The organism is Alphaproteobacteria bacterium (assembly GCA_023898745.1).
Lineage (GTDB): Bacteria > Pseudomonadota > Alphaproteobacteria.
Genome location: CP060237.1, coordinates 124,159 through 146,343, shown reverse-complemented (window position 1 = coordinate 146,343; position 22,185 = coordinate 124,159). Strand labels below are relative to the sequence as shown.

The 22,185-nt window shown below is 37.0% G+C and carries 29 protein-coding genes and 1 tRNA gene; 13 read left to right on the top strand and 17 right to left on the bottom strand.

Annotation, left to right across the window (positions count from 1 at the left end; genetic code table 11):
* Positions 1–115: 115 nt before the first annotated feature.
* Positions 116–1,231 (bottom strand): branched-chain amino acid transport system II carrier protein, encoded by a 1,116-nt coding sequence (locus H6850_00825; GenBank protein USO02527.1) that lies wholly within the window; start codon positions 1,229–1,231, stop codon positions 116–118.
* Positions 1,232–1,350: 119 nt separating this feature from the next.
* Here H6850_00825 and uppS point away from each other — a divergent pair, with 119 nt between their 5' ends.
* From uppS to H6850_00805, 4 genes are all read left to right on the top strand, one after another.
* On the top strand, positions 1,351–2,004 hold the full coding sequence (uppS, locus tag H6850_00820) for a di-trans,poly-cis-decaprenylcistransferase (GenBank protein ID USO02526.1): 654 nt from the start codon (positions 1,351–1,353) through the stop codon (positions 2,002–2,004).
* A 108-nt stretch (positions 2,005–2,112) separates the two neighbouring features.
* Positions 2,113–2,772, top strand: coding sequence for a phosphatidate cytidylyltransferase (locus tag H6850_00815; protein ID USO02525.1), 660 nt, complete (start codon positions 2,113–2,115; stop codon positions 2,770–2,772).
* 22 nt (positions 2,773–2,794) lie between these two features.
* The gene (locus tag H6850_00810; GenBank protein USO02524.1) at positions 2,795–3,379 is read left to right on the top strand and encodes a DedA family protein; all 585 of its coding nucleotides are present in this window, start codon (positions 2,795–2,797) and stop codon (positions 3,377–3,379) included.
* Positions 3,380–3,466: 87 nt separating this feature from the next.
* A complete protein-coding gene (locus H6850_00805; GenBank protein USO02523.1) occupies positions 3,467–3,883 on the top strand; it encodes an RpiB/LacA/LacB family sugar-phosphate isomerase in 417 nt (138 codons plus the stop codon).
* Here the strand turns inward: H6850_00805 and H6850_00800 are convergent.
* The 4 genes from H6850_00800 to serS are packed head-to-tail and all read right to left on the bottom strand — an operon-like array spanning position 3,880 to position 7,566.
* Positions 3,880–4,770: a hypothetical protein gene (locus H6850_00800; protein ID USO02522.1), complete on the bottom strand. Its 891-nt coding sequence runs from the start codon at positions 4,768–4,770 to the stop codon at positions 3,880–3,882. The two genes, H6850_00805 and H6850_00800, sit on opposite strands and share 4 nt — an antisense overlap.
* Before the next feature lie 60 nt (positions 4,771–4,830).
* Entirely contained in the window at positions 4,831–5,394 is a 564-nt protein-coding gene (gene gmk / locus H6850_00795; GenBank protein ID USO02521.1) for a guanylate kinase, read from the bottom strand.
* Positions 5,369–6,331: an endolytic transglycosylase MltG gene (gene mltG, locus H6850_00790; protein USO02520.1), complete on the bottom strand. Its 963-nt coding sequence runs from the start codon at positions 6,329–6,331 to the stop codon at positions 5,369–5,371. The genes gmk and mltG overlap by 26 nt, the downstream gene beginning before the upstream one ends.
* Positions 6,328–7,566 carry a serine--tRNA ligase gene (gene serS / locus H6850_00785; GenBank protein ID USO02519.1) on the bottom strand — a complete coding sequence of 413 codons (1,239 nt, stop codon included), beginning with the start codon at positions 7,564–7,566 and terminating at the stop codon, positions 6,328–6,330. The genes mltG and serS overlap by 4 nt, the downstream gene beginning before the upstream one ends.
* Before the next feature lie 280 nt (positions 7,567–7,846).
* Here serS and H6850_00780 point away from each other — a divergent pair, with 280 nt between their 5' ends.
* Positions 7,847–9,142 (top strand): hypothetical protein, encoded by a 1,296-nt coding sequence (locus H6850_00780; protein USO02518.1) that lies wholly within the window; start codon positions 7,847–7,849, stop codon positions 9,140–9,142.
* On the opposite strand, the gene H6850_00775 is transcribed toward H6850_00780, so the two are convergent.
* The 11 genes from H6850_00775 to H6850_00725 all read right to left on the bottom strand — a co-directional run bounded on the left by H6850_00775 (position 9,125) and on the right by H6850_00725 (position 16,612).
* Positions 9,125–9,646 carry a rhomboid family intramembrane serine protease gene (locus H6850_00775; protein USO02517.1) on the bottom strand — a complete coding sequence of 174 codons (522 nt, stop codon included), beginning with the start codon at positions 9,644–9,646 and terminating at the stop codon, positions 9,125–9,127. The two genes, H6850_00780 and H6850_00775, sit on opposite strands and share 18 nt — an antisense overlap.
* Before the next feature lie 181 nt (positions 9,647–9,827).
* Positions 9,828–10,223 carry a tRNA (adenosine(37)-N6)-threonylcarbamoyltransferase complex ATPase subunit type 1 TsaE gene (tsaE, locus tag H6850_00770; protein ID USO02516.1) on the bottom strand — a complete coding sequence of 132 codons (396 nt, stop codon included), beginning with the start codon at positions 10,221–10,223 and terminating at the stop codon, positions 9,828–9,830.
* Positions 10,220–10,513, bottom strand: coding sequence for a hypothetical protein (locus H6850_00765; GenBank protein USO02515.1), 294 nt, complete (start codon positions 10,511–10,513; stop codon positions 10,220–10,222). Before H6850_00765 ends, tsaE begins: the two co-directional genes overlap by 4 nt.
* Positions 10,494–12,122, bottom strand: a complete 1,629-nt coding sequence (locus tag H6850_00760; GenBank protein ID USO02514.1) for a SulP family inorganic anion transporter — start codon at positions 12,120–12,122, stop codon at positions 10,494–10,496. The genes H6850_00765 and H6850_00760 overlap by 20 nt, the downstream gene beginning before the upstream one ends.
* A gap of 312 nt (positions 12,123–12,434) precedes the next feature.
* Positions 12,435–13,397 (bottom strand): hypothetical protein, encoded by a 963-nt coding sequence (locus H6850_00755; protein ID USO02513.1) that lies wholly within the window; start codon positions 13,395–13,397, stop codon positions 12,435–12,437.
* Between the two features lie 74 nt (positions 13,398–13,471).
* Positions 13,472–13,726, bottom strand: a complete 255-nt coding sequence (gene yidD, locus H6850_00750; GenBank protein ID USO02512.1) for a membrane protein insertion efficiency factor YidD — start codon at positions 13,724–13,726, stop codon at positions 13,472–13,474.
* Positions 13,689–14,039: a ribonuclease P protein component gene (rnpA, locus tag H6850_00745; protein USO02511.1), complete on the bottom strand. Its 351-nt coding sequence runs from the start codon at positions 14,037–14,039 to the stop codon at positions 13,689–13,691. Before rnpA ends, yidD begins: the two co-directional genes overlap by 38 nt.
* Entirely contained in the window at positions 13,999–14,133 is a 135-nt protein-coding gene (gene rpmH / locus H6850_00740; GenBank protein USO02510.1) for a 50S ribosomal protein L34, read from the bottom strand. Before rpmH ends, rnpA begins: the two co-directional genes overlap by 41 nt.
* Positions 14,134–14,185: 52 nt before the next feature.
* On the bottom strand, positions 14,186–15,712 hold the full coding sequence (locus H6850_00735) for an HAD-IIA family hydrolase (GenBank protein USO02509.1): 1,527 nt from the start codon (positions 15,710–15,712) through the stop codon (positions 14,186–14,188).
* Entirely contained in the window at positions 15,709–16,440 is a 732-nt protein-coding gene (locus tag H6850_00730; GenBank protein ID USO02508.1) for a LicD family protein, read from the bottom strand. The genes H6850_00735 and H6850_00730 overlap by 4 nt, the downstream gene beginning before the upstream one ends.
* Positions 16,441–16,536: 96 nt before the next feature.
* Positions 16,537–16,612: transfer RNA gene (locus H6850_00725), tRNA-Thr, on the bottom strand.
* Positions 16,613–16,723: 111 nt separating this feature from the next.
* Between H6850_00725 and H6850_00720 the strand changes: the two genes are divergently transcribed.
* From H6850_00720 to H6850_00695, 6 genes are all read left to right on the top strand, one after another.
* Entirely contained in the window at positions 16,724–17,206 is a 483-nt protein-coding gene (locus H6850_00720) for a hypothetical protein (GenBank protein USO02507.1), read from the top strand.
* 66 nt (positions 17,207–17,272) lie between these two features.
* Positions 17,273–18,211, top strand: coding sequence for a GNAT family N-acetyltransferase (locus tag H6850_00715; GenBank protein ID USO02506.1), 939 nt, complete (start codon positions 17,273–17,275; stop codon positions 18,209–18,211).
* Position 18,212: 1 nt separating this feature from the next.
* Complete coding sequence (locus H6850_00710) at positions 18,213–18,659, top strand: NUDIX domain-containing protein (GenBank protein USO02505.1); 447 nt, start codon at positions 18,213–18,215, stop codon at positions 18,657–18,659.
* Positions 18,660–19,007: a histidine phosphatase family protein gene (locus H6850_00705; protein USO02504.1), complete on the top strand. Its 348-nt coding sequence runs from the start codon at positions 18,660–18,662 to the stop codon at positions 19,005–19,007.
* Entirely contained in the window at positions 18,944–19,195 is a 252-nt protein-coding gene (locus H6850_00700) for a histidine phosphatase family protein (GenBank protein USO02808.1), read from the top strand. Before H6850_00705 ends, H6850_00700 begins: the two co-directional genes overlap by 64 nt.
* A gap of 193 nt (positions 19,196–19,388) precedes the next feature.
* On the top strand, positions 19,389–20,654 hold the full coding sequence (locus tag H6850_00695; protein ID USO02503.1) for an AAA family ATPase: 1,266 nt from the start codon (positions 19,389–19,391) through the stop codon (positions 20,652–20,654).
* Here the strand turns inward: H6850_00695 and H6850_00690 are convergent.
* The gene (locus tag H6850_00690; GenBank protein USO02502.1) at positions 20,651–21,136 is read right to left on the bottom strand and encodes a hypothetical protein; all 486 of its coding nucleotides are present in this window, start codon (positions 21,134–21,136) and stop codon (positions 20,651–20,653) included. The genes H6850_00695 and H6850_00690 overlap by 4 nt on opposite strands.
* Before the next feature lie 246 nt (positions 21,137–21,382).
* On the opposite strand from H6850_00690, the gene H6850_00685 reads away from it, so the two are divergent.
* A complete protein-coding gene (locus tag H6850_00685) occupies positions 21,383–21,700 on the top strand; it encodes a hypothetical protein (GenBank protein ID USO02501.1) in 318 nt (105 codons plus the stop codon).
* Positions 21,697–22,182, top strand: a complete 486-nt coding sequence (locus H6850_00680; GenBank protein USO02500.1) for a hypothetical protein — start codon at positions 21,697–21,699, stop codon at positions 22,180–22,182. The genes H6850_00685 and H6850_00680 overlap by 4 nt, the downstream gene beginning before the upstream one ends.
* Positions 22,183–22,185 lie beyond the last annotated feature (3 nt).

Below are 22,185 nucleotides of genomic sequence, written 5' to 3'. Positions count from 1 at the left end.
TTGCTCATTTTCGCAAATTTCGTTGAGACTGTAGATGCGTCATCACGAGGAGCGCAGCGACATGGTGATCCATTATGGATAGCCACGCTTCACTCGCCATGACGTTGCAATTACGCTACGTGCTTTTCATTCGCAAATAATATGTTTTTAAAGATTTGAAAATCACAAACGACATTAAGAATGGATACAACCACCACAAAATAAAGTTACCAGCAAGGTAATCAATAAAATCAAATCCAAGCATTGTCATAACAAATGACGTTACAACAGTTAAAATTAGTCCAGATTTTCTTGAGATCATACCTCGTAGAAGCGTGTTCACAAAAAAATCAGTGAAAACATTGCATAGCGTTACAGAGGTCGCAAGCGTTGCAAAAAATAAGGTAAATGCGATTGTCGCTGTTGCCAGCTTTCCAAGCGCAATAGTTGTGATGCGTGGCAGAATCAACTCCTTATCTAAACCTTCCGTATAAAAGGCATACTTTGCGCCTAAAAATAATAGAAATAAATATATAATCCCAATACATGAAAGTCCTACAAGACCCACTAACATGCCTCTTCTGTTGAGTTCCTTAGGGTCCTTGTTGTTTTCTTCTGCGAGTTGCGTTTCTAAAGATTTATGAATAATTGATGCGAAAAATAATACACCTATTAGATCCATAGGTTTATATCCATTCACGATCCCTTCAGAAAGAGCATGTGCCCAAGATGTAGACTCAAGGTTAAAATCTGGCAATACGTATAATGCCCCAAATATAACAAATAAAATTCCGCCTAGTTTGAGAGGGGTGAGATATTTCCCAATGATATCAATAACCTTTTCTTCTTTAAACGAAAGAAAAAAAGCAGTCAGCAGATAAAATAAAGCAAAATACGCTAATTCAATATTAGGGAACAGTTCTTTTAATCCTCCAAAGGCAACTAGTGTGCATCTCGGTATGACCAAGAATGGACCGATGATAAGGAAGATTGCTAACATCATGAAAAAATATAACGTATGCGGCATCTCAGAAAAATATTTCTTCAAGTCTCCTTGAGTAGACATTATGCTCACATAGCCAATAAAACTAAAGATAATAGAAGATAATGTCAAACCTATCATTCCGAATAAATAAGACCCTTTAGTGTTTTGGCCAATTAGCAAAGGGTAGACGAGGTTCCCTGAGCCAAAAAGCATAGAAAAGAAAGCAAATCCTGCAGGTAAAACTTTTTTTAATCTCGTCGTGTTCATATGTTTGATTCTAGAAACTATCTTTTTCATTTTGCACCCGATAGCTTAAATTTGCAACTTATAAGTGGGATTCGCTAGAATATACCTATACTTTACAATCCATACAAAACGTAAATTTCATGCATGTTGCAATTGTTCCTGATGGTAATAGAAGGTGGGCCCGTAATAACGGCAAATCCATTATACAAGGGTATGAACAAGGTATAGACGTCTTAAAAGCAACGGTAGAAGAGGCGATTAAGCTAAATATCCAGCACCTCACTTTCTTTGTGCTATCTAAGGAAAATGCTAAAAGATCTGCGGATTGGGTGAAAAATATAAAGTTTATTTTCAAAAAATTTTTGACCCCTATGTGTGAAGAAGCGGTGAGGCAAGGGTGTGAAATTCGCTTTATTGGAGATACGAAAATATTAGGCGGCGATGTTGATGATTTAATTCAATTGGCGCATAAAACACCTAAAGAAACAAAGCTACATTTGAATTTCTGCTTAGGTTACAGTGGACGTTCAGATATTATCCAAGCGGTAGAGAAGATGATAAAAGTAGGCGCAAAGCCTGAGGAGTTTCCGCAATTTTTATCGACTGTTGGATTGCCAGATCCAGAAATTGTTATTCGGACAAGTGGTGAGATGCGTGTGAGTAATTTTTTATTATTTGAAAGTGCATATTCTGAATTCTTTTTTATACAAAAACATTGGCCAGATTTTACGCGGGAGGATTTTCATAAGGTTGTTGAAGAGTTTGGGCAACGGGAGAGAAGGTTTGGGTTATGAGAAGTGCAGTGTATCGTGGCGAGCGCGCCGTAGCTTTAGCGAAGGCGGCGTGGCCATCTATTGTGGATCACCACGGCGCTTCGCTCCTCGTGATGACGGAGGGTGGTGATGAGTAATTTACTGCTACGTGCCATTAGTGGTGTATTTATTATGTGGATCGGGATTGGGATTGGATATCACACATGGATGAAAAACATTTTTGCTGTGTTGTTATTGAGCGGCAGTTTTTATGAACTATCTCAATTTCGACCTATTAAGGCGATTGTTGTGGTTTATGCGATTGGGGTAACTGCAGGTTGCGCAAGTATATTTTTTCTGCCAAAAGAACAAATATTTTTCATGATTGTTGGCGCTTGGGCGCATGATATAGGTGGATATATATTTGGAAAAATTTTAGGCGGTCCGAAGATTTGCCCATCTGTCAGCCCAGGAAAAACCTGGACAGGGTTTTTAGGAAGTTTAATCACATCTATTATTGGAATATATGGAATTGGGTGTTTAACATATCTCCAATATGGTTTGTCTTTTGCTAATGCAGTGCGTTTAGCAGCTAAAGATCTTTCTGTATCATATATACTAATTATGGTTGTGTTTTATATGATATGCGCTTTATTAGGTGATCTTTTTGTATCAAAAATTAAACGCCTCTATGGCGTTAAAGATTCTGGGAATTTAATTCCAGGTCATGGAGGGGTTTTGGATCGTTTTGATTCTTTTTATGGAATCCTTTTTGGCTTTTTGTTGATGCAAATCATTTCTATGACGTAATATAAAAATAAAATCACATAAAATGATTCTTGTTGCTGCAGATGCCTTTCAAAATTTCCTTACCAACTACGGTTATTTGGCTGTCTTTTTAGCGGCAATGATCGAAGGTGAGTCTATTGTTTTAACGGCATCTATTTTTGCGAGTCAAGGTAAGTTACAGATCTATCAAGTGGCAGTGGCAGCATTTATGGGCACTTTAATTGCAGATCAAGCATTGTATTTTATTGGGCGTATCTTTGGTCCGAGAGTGTATACGCGTTTTCCAACACTTAAGAAGAGATCTCGACGTATCACAGAGTTATTAGAAAAATACACAACAACATTTATTATGTCATTTAGATTTGTCTATGGTATTCGGATTTTGAGTCCCTTGGTGATTGGTGCGGCAAATATTCCGCCAAGGAAATTTATGATATTGAATTTTATTTCAGCTATTGTCTGGGCCGTTATAAGCTGTGCAGCTGGGTATTTTTTGGGTGAATTAATTTTTTACTATTTGGAAAAGGTTCAAGGTGTATTTAAATATGGCATTATTCTTTTGGTGAGTATGGTAATTATTGGGTTTATACATAAGATTTCCAAGAAGTTGTCACCAGTAGTTGACTGACCGTTATGGAGAGCGTAGCGTGGCTATCCATCGATCACCACGTCGCTTCGCTCCTCGTGATGACGCATTCAAATAGGAGGTAAAGTTATGAAAATATATATTGCCAACGATCATGCAGGCTACAATGTCAAAAAAACACTTCTTTTTGTTCTTGAGAAGTATGGAGAGGTAATAGATTTAGGTGCAGATAGTTCCGAATCTTCAGATTATCCGATTTATGCTAAAAAATTAGCAGATCATATCGATGATGGCTCAAGGGGGATCCTGTTATGCGGCTCAGGTATTGGGATTTGCATGGCTGCAAATCGTTTTAAACATATAAGAGCAGCTGTTTGTCATTCGGTTGAAGAGGTGACGCTTGCACGCCATCACAACAATATAAATGTTTTGTGTTTAGCTGCTAGATCGCAAGATCCGTTTGCTGAAATTATTGATGGGTTTTTCAGAATTCCATTTTTGAATGAAGAACGTCATGTAAGAAGATTAGCTTTAATATCTAGCTAAGCAACTACACAACAGCTACTACCAGCTGAATCACCTTGAGGTTTTGGTTTTCTCTCAGGGGATAGAAGGTAAAGTGCTTTTTCAGCAGGGTTGGTCGAATCTGCCAAAGATTCAACATACTGTGCATCCAAAGATTGAAGGGCAGGGGATGCGCTATCAAATACATTAGGCTGTTGTGCAAACGTTTGTAAGATTTGTCTAAACGTATCTGTTTGAGCTGATGTCATAGATGTTGCGGCTGTCTGATCAACCAAAGCCCTTAAGAAGTTCAAGTCACGATCGCTTGGTTGATCAAGCCTTTTGGCGAATATTTCTCGAAGTTTTGTTTTGAACTCTTCTTGCGCGCCATTTCTAGCCGAAGCTGCAAAGTGATCGACTTGCTCTTTCGATAGAATAATAAGCACTCTTTCCAAAGGTTCTAAAATTTTTAAGGCTGGTGCGTCAGAATTGTGTTGTCTTGCATCCTTATCCGTTTTTGTTTGGTAAGCTGTAATTTTTTCCATAACGACTGACATACCTCTGATTTTTTTCAAAGCGTGTCTAGCTGATACTGGTGTGATTGTAGCATCTGTGTCTGGTTTGCCCATTATGGCATGAAGTTGTTCATCTAAGGCTGTCGCATCACCTATCGCGCCTCTTATGTCCCTAGTGTCCGTGTTGATTTTAAAAGTTTCATAAGCTTGTCCAACTTTTTCCTGTTCTGAATCATGAAAATAAGGTTTTAAGTGTGAGCCCATAGGATATTTGATATCGAGTTTTGTGTAGACTGCTCCGCTGTCAGTGCCTTCTGTTGTGGGTCCATTATACGTCCCTGGAGGAAGGTTTCCAGGAACTCCTCCAGGCATTTCCGCAGTAGGTTCGTTTGATGTGAATAAGAGTAGAAGCATATTCGCCTCTCAGTTAGGTTGTTCTACGATTATTACGCGCAATCTCCCCTTAAAAAGCAGTTAAAGTTTTACAATATCTCGCATATTACATGTCGCTGTTTTTAAACAATCATTTAAAACAATGTAATCATATTCATTCTGATAACTCATATCTCGTTGTGCCAGAGCAACTCGCTCTTTAATCACTTCAGCTGTATCCTGAGCGCGCGTGATTAATCTTTGTTCTAATGTTGCAAGAGAAGGTGGGGTAATAAAAATAGATTTGGCGCTAGGTAAGTTTTGCTTGATTTGACGCATACCATGTATATCTACATCAAAGATAATGCGAAAATCCTTCAAGCGCAGCAACTCTGATTTTGGTGTGCCATAATAGTTGCTATAGATTTTTGCGTGCTCAAGAAATTTTTCTTTTGCAATATAGTCTTGAAATGTTGGAATGTCAGAAAAATAATAATCTTTTCCTTCCGTTTCTAATGAGCGTTTAGGGCGCGTTGTCATAGATACAGCGAGCTGAAATTTCGGATCTGTTTTTAAGAGTTCTCGAATAAGTGTTGTTTTTCCTGCGCCCGATGGGGCGGATATGATGAGGTGTGGTTGTTTATCTGTTTTTATAGTTTCTGACATGGCGCTTGTGCTCTTCAAATGTTTTGCTAAAAATATGCCCATCTTTTCCTAAAACAAAGTAAAGATAGGGTGTTGTTTCAACCGCCTCTTTTACAGCTTGTAAGGATTTTTCTCCTGGGCAACAAATAGGGGTGGGCGGCATCCCTTTATACATATAGGTATTATAGGGCGTTTTTTTGTTAAAATCACCTCGCGTAAGTTTTTTGAGGTTAAGGCCATAAATGATACTTGGATCAGCTTGCAATGGCATTCCTTTAAGAAAGCGCTTAAGAAAAATTGAGGCAACGAGGGGGCGTTCATGGTCTAAATGTGTTTCTTTTTCGACTAAGGACGCTAGGATTAAAAATTCTTTTTGAGTTAGTTTAGGATGTTGATAGTCTTGAAGTTTTTGCTTCATTTTGGCCTGCATTTTTTTAAGGATATCTTGTCGAGAGGTATTTTTTGGGTATACATAAGTTGATGGAAATAGTGAACCCTCTGGTATAGACACGTCATGGCGAGGCGTGCTAGCGCTGTGGTCATCCATTTCAGTTTTCTGAGATAGCCACAGCCCCTTTAGGGTTTCGCTATGACGAAGTTTTTCTCCGCTTAAAATCAGATCTTTATTTAATGCATCTATTATCTCACTCACAGTTGAACCTTCAGGAAATGTGATTTTATATAATACAACATCTTCATTCACAAGTTTATGCGTTATATGTGGAATAAAGCGGGTGCAAAACTTATATTCTCCATGTTTTATTTTGCGGCGCTGACCTGTTGCAATGGCATATGCTGCAAATGTGCCTCTATGTGGCGTTAGGTTATTTTTATAAAGTATTCGGTCGATATTCCATAAAGAGGTTCGTTTAGGAATGTCTAACGTTAAATTGGGATAGGGTTGTAGATAAAAAATACAAAGATAACATAGATAAATAAAACTGAGCTTTTTGATCATCCAATTTTTGTCACACCGTTCATATATGGCAACAACACCTCAGGAATCTCAATAGATCCATCAGCTGTTTGATAGTTTTCTAGAACAGCAAGAAGCGTTCGCCCCACTGCAAGACCTGATCCGTTCAAAGTATGTGCTAAAACAGTGCCTTTGTCTTCTTTAATGCGTGTTTTCATGCGGCGTGCTTGAAAGTCTTGACAGTTCGAGCAACTAGAGATCTCACGGTAACGATCTTGTCCAGGTAGCCATACTTCAATGTCGTATGTTTTGCTGGATGCAAAGCCCATATCACCTGTGCACAATAATATGACACGATAAGGTATATTGAGTTGTTGCAAGATAGTTTCAGCACAGCCAAGCATGCGTTCTAACTCTGCATTTGAATCTTCAGGATTCACGATGCTTACCATTTCAACTTTGTAAAATTGGTGCTGACGAATGAGGCCGCGTGTGTCCTTGCCTGCAGCACCCGCTTCTTTTCTAAAGCAAGGTGTTGCGGCTGTAAGGCGCATTGGAAGATCTTCTTTTTTCAGGATCTTTTCACGCACATAGTTTGTTAAAGAAACTTCAGCAGTGGGGATTAGCATATGTTCACCGGTTGTTTGAAACAAATCATCTTTTAATTTTGGCAATTGCCCTGTGCCAAACATACTTTTTTCTAACACAAGCAAAGGAACATCCATTTCTGTATATCCAAACTTCTGCGTAAGAATATCCAGCATGAAATTTTTAAGTGCGCGGTGCAATAGCGCTAATTCTTTTTTCAGAAATACAAATCTTGCGCCTGAAATAAGACTAGCAGATTCAAAATCCATCAGCTCAGGCACTAAATCAAAATGTTCTTTTGGTTTGAAATCTAAGGCTTTGATCTTGCCCCATTTTTTAACCTCAACATTATCATTTTCATCTATGCCCATTGGCACATCATCTTGAGGGATATTAGGGCACATAATTGCTATATCCAATAAATTCTTCGCAATTATACCTACAATACCTTCTTGTTCTTGAATTTTTGTTTTCACTTGCTCGCCTTTTTGGATAAGTGGTTGCCTGTCTGTTGCCGCGGGAATTTGATTGGCAATTTCATTTTTTTGTCTAAGCAGGTCTTCAAGTTTGGTTTTTTCTGCGCGAAGTTGTTCATCAAGTGCTAGCATTTGATCGAGTTCTTTGCTGAATTTTGGAAGACGTTTTTTTGTTGCATCGATGTTTTGTTTTAAGAGCTTAAGATCAATCATTATAAAATGTTCCTTGGTTTAGCGCGGACCGTCATGGCGAGTCCCGGATTTATCCGGGGTGTGGCCATCCAAGGTTGCTATGGATTACCACGTCGCTGCGCTTCTCGTGATGACGAACGCGCCGCGTGACAATTACTGTCTTATTTTGATACATTATAACGAAAATCTCAATAATTTCAATGAGATACTTTTTTTATTATAAAATACTTTAATTTTATAATAATTTACATATTTTTAGTTATTATAATAAAAGCAGAATATTGTTCAATTTCTGAGTTATATGTTATTTTTTTTAACAGCAAGTTGGGCATCTGATATTAAAAGAGCTGGGACATCTCTTTATCAGATATTTCGCATATCAACGCATAAAAAGCCTGAAGACTTGTGTGATTTGTGGGATACAAGTCAAAAAGGCGCTTTAGCAAAAATGTTTCAAGCACTTATTATTCTTGATATAAAAATGGAACATCAAGATTACTGGATACAAGTAGATAGATTTTGCAGTCATCTTGGCGGAGAAAAACAAGAAATCCCAGAGGATTTTGTGCCAAATATCAAAGCATATTTTGAAGAATTATCACACACAGCGATGGCTGCTGGATCTGTGACAAATATTTTTTTAGCCAAACGCAAAGATGGAAAAAAAGCTGTTATAAAGGTATATGTGCCTGAGACAGAGAAAAATCATGAGTTTGTGGCAGGATTTATTGAGCGATTTATTTCATTTTGCAAGAATCGTTCCGGATTGGTAAATAGCAAGGAATTAATTTGTGAGATTAACGAAGATTTTTATAAAGAATATGATTTAAATGAGGAGTTTAAGAGTGCACAAATTTTGTGGGAGATTTTTAAAAAAGACCCTGATATTCAAGTATCAAAACCTTTAATTTCGGATGGTAGAAAGTGGATTGCATTAGAATATATGGAAGGCAAAACGTTACCTCAGTTTATGCTAACAGAGAATGCGACAGAAAAAGAGCGATCAGAAATTTTCAGACTCATTTTTAAATTTTTTATTAAAACCATAAAAAATGGTTATTTCTATTCAGATTTTAGTCCTGGCAATTTATTAATTATGCGAAAAAAAGACAAACTTGCGCTACAGGTTATTGATTGTGGCGGTCTGCGGATACTAACGAAAGAGCAATCCAAAGCGTTAGTTGAATTTTTAAAAGTTGAAACTCCCGATCGATGGTCTCAAGCATGGCCAGAAAATTGTGCAAAAAGTTTTGCAAACAATAAAGAAACTATAAGACAGTTTTTTAAGTCTTTCGGCTCAACCGACGAAGATTTAGCTAATGAAGAAACGTTGAGATATTTATGGAGATTATTTACAGCATTTATGCATCCAATTTCTAAAAACAAAGTTTTGTCATCATCTTATAAAGAAGATAAAATTGCCTTTGAAGAACATATAAGAGAAAATATGCCTGATAATGCGAGGGGTCCTCTAAGATCTTTGCAGCTTCTACGAACATTTGAGTATTTATTTTCTTTGTATTATCGATTGGATGTGAAATTAAATCTGTACCAAGAGTTAGAAAAACTAGAGAAAAACTTAAAGCGCAATTCCTAAAATAATTCCAACAATTGCGCCACCTAAATGGCCGGAATAATCTATTCCAGGGATGACAGGAACAAGAGCGATAATAATAGTAAACAGAAGCTGTTTTAATAGCCAAGTGTTGTTTTGTTTGATTCCAATAATAAACAAATTCATTAAAAGGGCCATAATGCCAGATGAGGCGCCAACGGATATAACATAAGGGTTTGTCTGAAAAAAGAGCGATAAGCTTGAACCACCGATAACGCCACATAAGAAAATAAATATCATTTTGATAGGACCATCATATCGCTCAACAATTGAACCTATAGAGGATAATGCCCATGTATTGAAAAAAATATGCAAAAAATGTGCATGCAAAAATCCAGCGTATAATAATTTTTCATAAGAAAAACTAGCTCCTTGAAGAGCTCCCATGGAAAGCAATACATTGGTAGACGGCGATAATCCTTCGCTCAAATATAATTCAATACCGAAAACACACCATAAAATGAGTGTTAAAATTTTTGTCATCATTGAAGGTGAGGGGTTTTTGTTTATCAGAGCACAAAAAAAGATTAAGATTCAACTAATCTGTCTTCGCAAATTTTGCTGTAGGTAAAATTTAAGTTACTACGAGATTTATCGAGTCGAAGCATGCGAAGCGGATTCCGCGCCAAAGCTCGAAGAGCGAAGGCAGGACGGTTTGTTTGCGCCATTAATCAAACCGCACCCTTCGCTTTTCCTCATCCTCAACAGAAATATGCATTACAGGAATTGGATGATCTAGCACTTCATTTAATATGCCTGGCCATTCGATTAAACAAATTTTAGTGTGAAGATCTTCGAATATATCAAGGTCAAGAAGTTCGTCAGGTGATTTCAGGCGATATAAGTCATAGTGCGCAATGCGTCCATTGTCATAATATTGGGCAATAGGGAAGGTAGGGCTTGTTACTGTGGCAGTTGGATCAAAATGCTTAATAAACGCTTGAGCAAAGGTCGTTTTTCCAGCTCCTAAATCTCCTTCTAGTCCTAGCGCATAAGGAACTGAGGTTTGTTTTGCCATTTTTCTTGCAAGTGTTTGCAGTTCGTCTAACTTGTATAATGTCATGATTTAGGTTTGGATAAATTTTCAACATCTTGGAGAATTTGTGTGTTGTGATGTTCATGAAGCGGTTTTGCAAAAGAAGAAGGGGTTGTTTGAGTTCCGTAGCTCCATGCTAGAACAAATCCAAGCATAAAAAATAAGCTCACAATTACAAATTGCATAATAATGACAAAGAAAAGTGTTGTTTTAGACATTTTGATTGTGATCTCCTTATCGCTCGAGTCTTCAACTATATTATAGTTTTTTTTCTGCATTTCAGATGCTGATTCTAGATTACGTTTCAGTTGTTTCATGGTTCGTTTTTTCCTCTTTTTTCTTTTCTTTGATAATCTGTTTTGCAATTTTAATCGCTTCTTCCAAATTATTTGTTACGCTATAGTGACGCTTTTTTGATAAACCGATATGTTGAAAGAATGCTTGAATTTCCTCATTAACATTGATCATAATAAATTCCGTATCTTTATTTTCTTTAATGATCTTTGTTAACAATACACTGCCTGTTGAATCGATGAGCGGCATATTTTTTAAATCGAAAACAATCACCTTATCTGTAATCTTATCTTCTTCAAGCAAGACTTTTAAGCGACTTGATGCCCCAAAAAAGAAGGGGCCGTCTATGTGGTACACTTTAATGCCTTCATGAATATCACTAAATGTTGATTCAGATTGAACATTCGTCATATGACTCATCTTATGAATAAACAAGAATGCTGCGATCATTGTTCCAACCAAAATAGCTACACCATTGTTTACAAAGATGGTTAAGAAAAATGTGGTCATACATACAACAGATTCGCCATGAGGAAGTTTGATTTGTTCCCATAGTTTTTTGGGTTCAAGAATATCAAAGGCAATGGATAATAGAACGGCATTGAGGCATGCCAAGGGGATTTTTTTTAGGAGCGGCAGGGAAAATAAAAGCAATACCCAAACAAAGATCGCCTGAAATAGTGAAGATAAAGATGTTTTTGCGCCTTGCTCAATATTGACAAGCGTTCTAGATAATGTTGCGCTTACAGGCAATCCTCCAAAACATGCAGAAGCTACATTGGCTGCGCCCTGCGCAATGAGCTCTTGATTTGGATTGACGGGGGTGTTCGTTTTATCATGCACAACTGTTGCGTTCAGAAGGCTGTTGATAACGGCAACCGCTGTCATAGTGAGAGCATATGGTAGCGACTCTACAAATAAGTTAATAGAGAGTAGATTCGGAATGCGTGCTCGTGAAAAAATTGTTGAAAAGTCAGCGTAACGTGATCCAATAGTTTCGACTGGAAGTCTAAAAATCATAGCAATAAGTGTTGTTGCGAGTATTGCGCCAATAAACACAGGATACCTAGATCCTTTGTAGTAGCGTAATGATGTAATAACGATGACAGACATTAGGAATGAGAAAATATTCGTATTCCAAAAATTTGTGAAATACAGCGTCCAACTTTGTATGATCAAATTTCCATGTGCAAGGGGTTGTGTGAGGCCCAAACATTCTTTTAAAACCATGGAGATGATCACGACAGATAGGCCTGACATAAACCCTAGAGTAACAGAGTAGGGAACGTAATCAATAATAAAGCCGAGTTTTGCAAAGCCTGCACCTATTAAGATTAATCCCATGATGAAGGTGGCTAACAGAAGTCCCTCGAAACCAACTGTATTAAAGGCTTCAATGATTGTAAAAAAGAAAATTGTATTTGGGCCGCTGACAACAAAACGCGTACCCCCCAGAATGGCCGCAAGAATGCCACCAATAATTGTAGCCACTAGCCCTGCTTGAGGCGGAAGTCCTGTCGCTGTTGAAATTGAGAGCGCCAAAGGAAAGGCGATAAGCCCGACCGTGACAGATGCAATAATATCCTGTGCAGCTTCTTCTCTTGAATAACCTTTGAAAATGTTTGGAAACACAGAACTTTTGTTGGGCGATATATAAAAATGTTAGCATGGGATCTTTGGCTTCACCAAGCGTATTTGCAAGTCCGTCATCACGAGTCTTGCGTAGCAAGGCGTGGTGATCCAGAAAATAATGGATGACTTTGACTTTCTTACGAAAATCTCGTCATGACGAGCGTGCCATAGGTATAACGTAGGTGATGTGATCACCTAGAGTATAAACAGGATCACCACGGCGCTCCGCGCCTCGTGGTGACGATTCATTGTGTAATGATAAAAAAAATCACCTCAAGGAGAAGAAGAGTGAGGTAATTCAAGAAAAGTGGTTTAGAACAACCAAGTCAAACCAGCTGCAATGTTGTGAGAACGGTAGGATTGTGCTGCGTAGTACATTTGATTTTTCTCACGAGCTTCTTTTTCTTCATCGGCGCTAGAGTAAGTTTTGTCTTTATCTAATTTTTCACCACCCCAAGTGTAGTTATAGAAATATTTCAAGTGTCCGCGGATATTATCGCTAATCATATAAACGATACCACAACCAAGAGGTGCGGACTTCAAAGACTTAATATCTTTATAGTCATCGGTGTCTAAGTCATATGAATTGCGTGTAATCTTCAAACCAACTAGTAAAAGCGCACCAAATGATTTTGCAATCATGAATGTTGGCTCAATAGCGATTTGACCAAAATACCCAGGCTTAAACACGACGCTTTGTTGTTTGAATGTTTTACCAACCGATCCAACAACATGAAGATATGTATTTTGTCCAACTTTAAAGTTATAACCTAAATCAACTTGCCCAGATATGCCTGGAGTTGCATATTTACTAACAACGTCTTGCATTTCTTCGTTATCGGACCAAAGATTGTCTTTTTTTCCTTCTTCAAAAGCATCGTTGCCGTCTTTCCTCTTTTCTTGCACCTCTTTTGTAGCGTCAGTTAGTTTAGACATGAAATCAGCCCGCTTCCCCTTCAGGGTGTCATAAGCGCCCGCTAATGTTACATCGCCTCCAAGTGAGCCGCTTTTAAATTTAGTTTCGTCAAAGCCAGGCCCATAGGTTTCTTCAGCCGTCTCCAGTCGCGATAGAACTGTTTGCTCTTCTGTTGTAAGTCCTGTTGTAAACTGTTTGCGTAGATCACGTACTTTTTCTTGAATCTCTTTTTTATTTTGCATCATCCATCTTGCAGCTGCTGAAGCTTTTTCTTCAGTTTTTCCACCAGCAAGTTTCGTAAAGTTTGCGCCTGTCACCGTAACACCTGCAGTGAATCCAGCGTTCAAGAATAATAACATTTCATTAAGTTTAAAAATCTATATTACATTATTAGAGATTAATATGAAAAAAAACAACCTAATCTTATTTTTTTTCATTTGTTTTGCTCAGACACAGTTTCAACATATCCAAACCATGGAACTTTCACAAACGTTTGGCATGCTAAAAGTCTTAATATAATAAGCCCCATGCCTTTAATACAGCCCTTTTGCTCTAAAGCTGCAATTGCATAACGTGAGCAAGATAGTTCAAATAAACAACAGTTATCAATCCCAACATAAGGCGCGGCCCATTGATATCCCCGTATCAAACTAATGAGGAATTTTTGACAATAGTGTGAGATAATCATGCGTTAACTCTTTAAAATCTGTTTGATTGGTGGAAGGTGTGACGGATAAAAGATAATTTCCATAAATTCTAGGTGGATTTTGTCGCAATATTTCTTTCAGACGTCGTTTGGCTAAATTTCTATCTACAGCTTTTTTATAAGCATACTTACTAGCTGAAACTGCCCAGTTAATACAATCTTGATCTGTTTTGAAGTATCTAAGAACAAGCCCTTTCTTCCTGAAGAAAAGCCCTTGTTTTTTGATTTGGGTGAAATTTTTTTGTTGCTTAAGCTTATGCAGACAGCTTGACTCTGCCACGTGCACGTCTTGCATTGATGATTTTTCTACCATTTTTGGTTGCCATTTTCGCTCTGAAACCGCAACGTCTTTTTCTTACGAGGTTGCTTGGCTGATATGTTCTTTTCATTATCTTAAATTCACAGCATTTTGTTCATTTTAGGGTATTTTTGGTGGAAAAATCAATGAGGTGTATAAATTTCACTATTTTTATTGAATAAACTTTCAATAAAACTGATGTCTGGCAAGATTAAATCTGGAAATTTTGTCTCATTTTCAAGGTATTCTCTTTTAGTGATTCCGCTTAACACAAGAGTAGAGTTAGTTTGTGCGTTATGTGCCATTCTGATATCAGTTTCTATTCTGTCTCCAACAACTGTGATGTCGTTTTTATTGCATTTTTCTATATTTTGGATGGTTTCAATAATAGAAATACTAGGCTTGCCTAAACTAGCGCAAGGTTGTACGTTTGTTACAAGCTCTAAAAGGTATCCTATAGCCCCTGCATCAGGAGTAGGCCCTTCTTTATCTGGAAAAGATATGTCAGGGTGTGTTAGTAAGTATGGAGCGCCTTTATTGATGAAGTTAGTGGCTTGCACCAGTGTGGAATAAGTTAATGTTTTGTCAAATCCTATTACAACCATTTCAGGATCGTTGTCTACAATGATAAGCCCATGTTTTTTGAATTCGGATGTTAATTGTGATGTTCCTAATACAAAAATATTTTTTATGTTTTTGCTCTTTAAATAAAAAATAGTTGATTGAATTGGTGTGATGACGTCATGAGGGTCGCACTTAAATCCTAGTTTTTTTAGTTTTTGATGCATATCTAAACTAGAAATTGATGTATTATTGCTGCAAAAATAAATCTTTTTTCCCATATCCTTAAGATAGTTGATAATTTTAGGCGCATTTGCAATTGGTTTTTCATCCTTTACACATGTTCCATCAATATCAAATATAAAAACTTTAGAATTTAAAATTTTATCTATATTTATGGAAAACAGAATTTCTGCTTCCTGCAAATCTGCTAAATTATCCACTTCAAACCATTTATTCTTTACAAAGACAGGATAAATAGGAGATGTTTTGAGGAATTGATTGAATGCTACTTCATACCAAATTTTAATACCATGAATCTTGATGTTTTTTTCAATATGATAAAATAAGTTTTGCACATGTTTTAAGGAGAAAAAATAAAGCTCGACAGAAGTGCCAGATGAGTTTGTTTCTGAAATATCTTTTCCGATATAAGTAATGCATTCTTGGTTTTTGCATAGAATTTTCATAGATTCCTCAAGGTATAAATCTTTCTGAATAGCCAATCTATTTTCATGATCGTTTTCCAAATCTGTGAGTATGCCTTCAGAAAATACAATATCTCCATTTACACAAAAAAATGACACATTTTCTAAATATTTTTTTGCCAACCATAATGAATAAACATTTTCACTTTCTATATGTCTTTCATTTTTTATAATTCGTATTGGAGTTTTGGATTTTCTTTGCTTAATATAATTTTCTATAACTTCTGATTTATAGCCTGTTACAATGATAATCTCAGATACGTTATTGTTTTCAAAAGCTGTGAGCTGATATTCAAGAATAGGCTTCCCGTTGACTTTGGTCATGCATTTGGGTTTTTCATTTGTAATAGGGCGCAAGCGTGTACCTGGACCTGCTGCCATAATAATTGCTTTTTTTATCATAATTTATTTCTTTTTTCTATATCGTGCTTTTCAAGATCTTCTTTGTTTATAGGCGTTAAGGGGCCAAATGGTCCTGCTGGCAAAAACTCTTGCGTTTCAAAAGGCTTCTTATCTTCAGGCTTTATTTCAAAATGATGGGCATATTTTTTGACAGTGGTTTTCCATGCATCACCGCCCAAATTTGCGTTGAGTGCAAGTTCATAGTTTTTTGGAGTGTTGATTTCTATATCACCAAATTTTCTTTTAACAATTGAAAGATCTTCATTAGCATAGGTAAAAGTAAACCAGCCGCCCATATTAAATTGTTTATGTGTCTCACTTACAGGCGCGCCTTCATATAAAAATATATCTATATGTCGTTCAATTGTTTTATTTTCGCGATAGGTTACCAATTGAAATCCTGACCAACTACCTGGCGGGCGTTCAATTAAGTCGTTTCCTTTATCATCTATGCCGTAGTACCACCATGTATAACCCAATTTTTCCATATAAGGCAAAATATGTTTTTTGATGGCATCAAAATGTTTTCGTTCTATAAAAAAGTCCAAATCATCATCCCATGGAATAAGGCCTCCATGTCGCACCGCGCCTAGTAAAGTTCCTCCCATGGCAAAAGTAGGAATATTATAATGATCTGCTAAAGTTTGAAAGTCTAAAGCGGTTTGATAAAGCTCTATAGGTAAGCCTTCCACATACTCATGAGGAATCCAAGGTGTTTGATCTGTCATTGTTTAAATTAATAATTTTATTAGCCTAGATTATAACATACTTATCGATTTTTTGCAAGAATTTTTGAATTTACAATGAGAATTATGCTCTAGAAGTGGTGCCTGGTGCGGGACTCGAACTCGCAACCTACTGATTACAAATCAGTTGCTCTACCAATTGAGCTAACCAGGCCTATTCATATTCTGCCATTTTTTTGTTTCAAAAATCAATGTTATTTTTTTATAATGACGCGCATAACAAATTATGGTATAATTTAGACAAGAACTTAGCATAAACATTATTATGATTCCTGGTTTATCTGTTACGGAAGCAACACTGCAGTCCGCAACAGAAAACAGTATTGTTTATACATTTACGTTTACAACAGGGGAGAAAATCACTTCCATAGTTTTAGAGGATGGGCTAGAGAACCCTGTGTCTACCGCGAAAGTCAGCCTCTTAAAAACTGCCCAACCTAAAACAATTGTTGTTGTGTTCAAGAATCTACCTAGAGAGCCTTATAATATTTCAAGCATATTATGGAAATCTTGTAGCAATATGCAAAGAATTTTGAACAAAACAGAAAGTGCTTTACTGTTAAAAGAGCAAAAAATATCGAATGAAAAACTTGATAAACTCAAAAGTTCTTTTAGTTTTTCAGCTATGATTTCCCTTGTTATTACGCTTTTGGGTGCGGCGTATTTCGCTTATAGCATTTTCTTTAGAAAGAAGACTGAGGGTGCATTAGAGTCTCTTAAGCAGGTGCAGGGATTTATGCCGAGTTAACAATTAGAGTTTAATATGTTGCAGGTGTAGAATGAAATGTGAATCTTCTGAATTGTGGTATAGTTTATGATTGAGGTAGAGGCTTATAACCCAAAATGGCCTGAGATATTTTCAGGAGAGGTGAATATTATTAAAGGTGCTTTAGGAGAGAATTGCGTTGCTGTTCATCACATTGGTTCAACTTCTGTTGAAGGGCTAATCGCTAAGCCAAAAATTGATATCATTGTTGTCGTTAAGGATAGTTCTATTGTAACCGAAGTATTTGAGAAGCTTGGATACACAGCAAAAGGTGAGTTGAATTTGCCATTGCGTTTATATTTTTCAAAAGATGAGCCTCATAAGATCAATTTACATTTATTTGAAGAGGGTGATGCGCGGATTAAATTGAATCTCATGTTTCGAGATTATCTAAGAGCGCATCCAGAGGCATGTAAAGAATATGCAAAACTTAAGACAGAGTTGTTAGCAAAAGAAGAATCGCATGAAAAAGGGCAATATCGCCTGACAAAATATACTCTTGGAAAAAACAAATTTATCAAAAAGATTTTAAAAGTGACAGGATTTGATGAATTACATGTTGCGTTTTGCATTCATTATGACGAGTGGGAAACGGTGAAGAATTTTAGGCAAAAGTATTTCTTTGATAAAAAGTCAATAAAAGATCCATATACGTGGACATTTGATCATAAAGATCATGTGCATTTTGTGCTGTATAAGGGTGCTTCAGTTATTGGGTATGCGCATCTTCAGCTTTGGAAGAACGGCAGAGTCGCCTTGCGGATTATTGTGATTGATGAGCTATATCGCACGCTTGGAGCAGGAAAGTATCTTTTAAATTTGTGTGAAAGATGGCTAAGACAACGGGACGTGAAAACTCTGCATATTCAATCCTCACCAGAAGCATTGTCATTTTATATTAAGCATAATTATGTAGAAATGCCTTTCGATGATCCGGATGGATATGAAGTAGATTCAAGTGATATTGAGATTGGGAAGGTTTTATAAGATGAGATATCATATTAACCCGCATTTAATCCTTGAAAAAGAAAATAAAGTTTTATTATTGCATCGCACAAATACAGGTGTGTGTGATAATTTATGGTGCACACCAACGGGCGCGATAGAGTCTGGGGAAAATCCAAGCCAGGCGATTATCAGAGAAGGTGCAGAAGAAATCGGAATACATGTGCAGAAATTAGAGTCTGTATGCTCAGTGTTTCATAAAATCCATGACTATTTTGATCCAACTCAACCGCATTATGGTATGTGTATATTTTTTAACGTTCAAGAATATTCAGGAGATCCTTGCAACAAAGAGTCGCATAAACATGGAGATATGCAATGGTTTTCTTTAGATCAATTACCAGAAAATATACTCCCTGTCGCAAAACATGGGCTCAACTGTTTTAAAGAGGGTGTGCAATATACTGAATTTGATAATTTTGAGGGATAAATGAAGTTTTACTATATGCGGCATGGCGAAACAGAGTGGAATGCTTTAAAGAAGATGCAAGGCGGAAATGTTGACACTCTGCTTAACAATAAAGGTAGGCAACAAGCTCAAATCATTGAAGAGACGGTGTTTCAGCTGCCTATAAAAAAGATTTTGCACTCTCCCCTAAAGCGTGCGCAAGAGACAGCGGAAATTGTCAACAGAAGAGCAAATCATCCTATGGAGATTGCTCTCGGATTTAAAGAAAGTAATCTTGGAGATTGGTCCGGCATTTCTCATGAAGAATTTCAATCATATCTCAAACAAGGGCTGAGTCCACCCAACGGGGAAACTTTAGAAGAGTTTTAGCGCGAGTAAAATCTGCTTTTGATGAACTTATTGAGATGCATAAAGACTTTCTAATAGTTGCACATGGGGCTGTGTTCATAGCATTGAAGATGGCGGGGGTGCAATCAAATATTGAACATTTAGATCATTGTACATTAATTGAATTTGAGCACTTTGGTGATTTCTGGCGAGCGGTGAAATATGAATAATGGAATTGCAAATAAAATACAGATGCATCATCACGAGCCTTGCATAGCAAGGCGTGATGGTCCAGAAAGAATGGATGGCGACGATTTTCTGATGAAAATCTCGCCATGACGTGTTTTGCTATAAATGAAGTTTTACTTTATTCAAAGCAGTGACTGTTATACAATTACAATATCACCTAAATAATAATTACATATGTCTATAGAAATCACCCCTGCTTTTGAAAAAGCCATGCAATTGATGGAACAGGGCAATGAAAATGTTTTTATCACAGGGAAAGCTGGCACAGGGAAATCTACCTTGCTTAAGCATTTCAAAGAGCATACCAGTAAGAACATAGTGTTATTAGCGCCAACAGGTGTAGCAGCTGTGAATATTGGAGGGCAAACGATCCACTCTTTTTTTAAGTTTCAGCCATCAACGACACTCAATACGGTGCGTCGATATACAGGCAAGCCATCTGAAAATATCTATAAGAAAATTGATGCAATGGTGATTGATGAAATTTCTATGGTGCGTGCAGATCTTTTAGATTGCATTGATAGATCTATGCGTTTAAATGGTCGAGATCCAAAGCTGCCGTTTGGCGGTGTGCAGCTGATCTTTTTTGGAGATATGTATCAATTGCCCCCGGTTGTACCGCATATGGAGCGACATCTTTTTGAAAATTACTATAAAAGCCCATACTTTTTTTCTGCAGGTGCGTTTCAAGATGTGGCATTTGAAAAAGTTGAGTTAGACAAAATTTACCGTCAACAAGATCAGAAATTTATTGATTTATTGAATTCTATTAGAGGTGGGCAGTGTTCAAGTGAAGATTTACGCTTGGTAAATCAAAGATTAGATTTGGATTTTAGAGTTACGCCAGATAATCCTTATATTTATCTCACACCTAGAAACCAAAAAGCTACAGAAGTGAACGAACATATGTTAAATCAACTCAAAGCTAGAACGCATTCGTTTGAAGCAGAGATCAAGGGAAAGTTCGGCAAAGAATATTATCCCGCACCTTTTGAATTGCAATTGAAAGAGGGTGCGCGCGTTATGATGACAAATAATGATGCTAACAAACGCTGGACAAATGGCACAATGGGCACGGTGATGCGCATTCAGCCCAAAGCAATTCAAGTGAAGTTAGACAATGGCGAGTTTTATGATGTGAAACAACATACGTGGGAAATCACCAAATTTATTTTGGAAGATGGGCGCATTGACGCAGCTCCTATCGGGAGATTCAAGCAATTTCCTATGATGTTAGCTTGGGCGATGACAATTCACAAAAGCCAAGGCAAAACCTTTGATAAAGTCCTGCTGGATCTTGAGCATGGGGCATTTTCTCCCGGGCAAGTTTATGTGGCGTTGAGCCGTTGTACGTCTTTGGAAGGGATTGTTTTAACGCGCCCGATTCAACAAAGGAATATTTGGGTGGATCAGGTGGTTGAGAAGTTTATTGCGTCCTAACTGTGAAGAGTTTCTCTATAGTGTGTATGGCACACTCTTTCAAAAATCCAATGCACAAGTGCGCTAGAAGCTGTTAATCCAATAATTGCATAGTGCTCTGTTTTTAAATCTCCAGTTTCTGTTGCTGCAATAATAGAGGTTATTCCAGAGCCTAGAACTAAGATTGATGATATTAAGTCAAGAGCAATAAATCTATCAAAACGATTGGCATTGTGAGCAACTTTTAATGCATAAAGTGTGTGAACTAGTGGGAATGCACATGAGATAACGGCGTTAATAATGTGCATTGTTTTATTGAGTTCACTTTGATTGAGTCCATAATGTGAAAAAATAAAACCTAATGCTGCAGCTATTTTTTCCGAACCCTCAAGAAACATTTTTTTGTTATCTCGTAATTTATCCTGAGATCGATTAAGGTGTGTTATAACCTGGTGTACTATTTGTTGTTGCTGAGGCTGAGCAGTATGAAGCTGAAAGAACATTTTAGGGGTTAAAGTATACTATAATTTATTGTTAGCATAGACTATTACAAAAACATACCAGTGATTTTTTAGGTGGTTTTCATTTAATAGGAAAGTATAGAGCTATTATTTTGAATGCTTCTTTCGCTCATTTTCCCTTAAATATCTTTTGGTGTTATTTCCACAAGTTCATCGCTAGAAGTATATTGATAGCTTAATAAAAAGATGGTAGTTTTAAACATAAAGCAATTCAAAGAGAGGATTAAGATGTATATTTTGTTATTTATAAATGCGAGTTCTGCATTTTTCCCATATCCTGAAAAGGCGTCTATCCCAATAGAGCATGGTTGGTTTTATTTTGCAGCGCCTGTTGTAAGTTTTTTAGAACAAAGAGGAATGGGAATTAGTGAGATGCTTGCATTCGAAGAACTTGTTAAGCGAAATATGGGTGCGGCCGAACTAGCAAATGGCAATTTACACTTAGTTCTTGCTGGCGTTGATAAGAGTGGAGCGCAACATGCAGGTTGTTTTGATAATGACTCTAAATGTAGAATCATTGGGCTGTTTGAGATACCACGGAAATGATTTTTATAGGTGTTTTGAATGTTTTATATGCAAGCGAGATAAATGATTTTCGTATTATGGAATGTTTCAGAGCTATGTTAGGCTCTCACTCTATTCAAGAGAGATCCAGAGAATTGCTTCCAATTTCTCCAGTCTTCGAGCATTGTTACGTTGTTTTTGCTAAAGGGCATCAAGTTGTTGACAGTAGAGGGTTTTATGACACCGGTCCACAAAGAGAGTCTAAAGTTGATTTTGCAAAATGCTATGCTGTGAAAAATTATGGACAGTCTGAAGTTGAAGCTAGAAGTGATTGGGTAAAATTCTTGTTGCATTTTGATGATAATTCTATACAGTACAGTCTGGCTCAGAATAATTGCTGCACAAGATGTGTTGATGTTTTTAGGGCGATAGGGTTTAATATGCCTCCAAAATGTGAAGAGGTAAATTTAGGCATAGGAACAAGATTCAAAGCTAGCGGTTCTGCGGTAGATAATTTAGGCTGATGA

What these genes read in the sequence shown, in the direction of transcription:
- H6850_00825 (USO02527.1), bottom strand. Translation starts at nt 1,231, where the DNA reads ATGAACACGACGAGATTAAAAAAAGTTTTACCTGCAGGATTTGCTTTC.
- uppS (USO02526.1), top strand. Translation starts at nt 1,351, where the DNA reads ATGCATGTTGCAATTGTTCCTGATGGTAATAGAAGGTGGGCCCGTAAT.
- H6850_00815 (USO02525.1), top strand. Translation starts at nt 2,113, where the DNA reads ATGAGTAATTTACTGCTACGTGCCATTAGTGGTGTATTTATTATGTGG.
- H6850_00810 (USO02524.1), top strand. Translation starts at nt 2,795, where the DNA reads ATGATTCTTGTTGCTGCAGATGCCTTTCAAAATTTCCTTACCAACTAC.
- H6850_00805 (USO02523.1), top strand. Translation starts at nt 3,467, where the DNA reads ATGAAAATATATATTGCCAACGATCATGCAGGCTACAATGTCAAAAAA.
- H6850_00800 (USO02522.1), bottom strand. Translation starts at nt 4,770, where the DNA reads ATGCTTCTACTCTTATTCACATCAAACGAACCTACTGCGGAAATGCCT.
- gmk (USO02521.1), bottom strand. Translation starts at nt 5,394, where the DNA reads ATGTCAGAAACTATAAAAACAGATAAACAACCACACCTCATCATATCC.
- mltG (USO02520.1), bottom strand. Translation starts at nt 6,331, where the DNA reads ATGATCAAAAAGCTCAGTTTTATTTATCTATGTTATCTTTGTATTTTT.
- serS (USO02519.1), bottom strand. Translation starts at nt 7,566, where the DNA reads ATGATTGATCTTAAGCTCTTAAAACAAAACATCGATGCAACAAAAAAA.
- H6850_00780 (USO02518.1), top strand. Translation starts at nt 7,847, where the DNA reads ATGTTATTTTTTTTAACAGCAAGTTGGGCATCTGATATTAAAAGAGCT.
- H6850_00775 (USO02517.1), bottom strand. Translation starts at nt 9,646, where the DNA reads ATGATGACAAAAATTTTAACACTCATTTTATGGTGTGTTTTCGGTATT.
- tsaE (USO02516.1), bottom strand. Translation starts at nt 10,223, where the DNA reads ATGACATTATACAAGTTAGACGAACTGCAAACACTTGCAAGAAAAATG.
- H6850_00765 (USO02515.1), bottom strand. Translation starts at nt 10,513, where the DNA reads ATGAAACAACTGAAACGTAATCTAGAATCAGCATCTGAAATGCAGAAA.
- H6850_00755 (USO02513.1), bottom strand. Translation starts at nt 13,397, where the DNA reads ATGTTATTATTCTTGAACGCTGGATTCACTGCAGGTGTTACGGTGACA.
- yidD (USO02512.1), bottom strand. Translation starts at nt 13,726, where the DNA reads ATGATTATCTCACACTATTGTCAAAAATTCCTCATTAGTTTGATACGG.
- rnpA (USO02511.1), bottom strand. Translation starts at nt 14,039, where the DNA reads ATGCAAGACGTGCACGTGGCAGAGTCAAGCTGTCTGCATAAGCTTAAG.
- rpmH (USO02510.1), bottom strand. Translation starts at nt 14,133, where the DNA reads ATGAAAAGAACATATCAGCCAAGCAACCTCGTAAGAAAAAGACGTTGC.
- H6850_00735 (USO02509.1), bottom strand. Translation starts at nt 15,712, where the DNA reads ATGATAAAAAAAGCAATTATTATGGCAGCAGGTCCAGGTACACGCTTG.
- H6850_00730 (USO02508.1), bottom strand. Translation starts at nt 16,440, where the DNA reads ATGACAGATCAAACACCTTGGATTCCTCATGAGTATGTGGAAGGCTTA.
- H6850_00720 (USO02507.1), top strand. Translation starts at nt 16,724, where the DNA reads ATGATTCCTGGTTTATCTGTTACGGAAGCAACACTGCAGTCCGCAACA.
- H6850_00715 (USO02506.1), top strand. Translation starts at nt 17,273, where the DNA reads ATGATTGAGGTAGAGGCTTATAACCCAAAATGGCCTGAGATATTTTCA.
- H6850_00710 (USO02505.1), top strand. Translation starts at nt 18,213, where the DNA reads ATGAGATATCATATTAACCCGCATTTAATCCTTGAAAAAGAAAATAAA.
- H6850_00705 (USO02504.1), top strand. Translation starts at nt 18,660, where the DNA reads ATGAAGTTTTACTATATGCGGCATGGCGAAACAGAGTGGAATGCTTTA.
- H6850_00695 (USO02503.1), top strand. Translation starts at nt 19,389, where the DNA reads ATGTCTATAGAAATCACCCCTGCTTTTGAAAAAGCCATGCAATTGATG.
- H6850_00690 (USO02502.1), bottom strand. Translation starts at nt 21,136, where the DNA reads ATGTTCTTTCAGCTTCATACTGCTCAGCCTCAGCAACAACAAATAGTA.
- H6850_00685 (USO02501.1), top strand. Translation starts at nt 21,383, where the DNA reads ATGTATATTTTGTTATTTATAAATGCGAGTTCTGCATTTTTCCCATAT.
- H6850_00680 (USO02500.1), top strand. Translation starts at nt 21,697, where the DNA reads ATGATTTTTATAGGTGTTTTGAATGTTTTATATGCAAGCGAGATAAAT.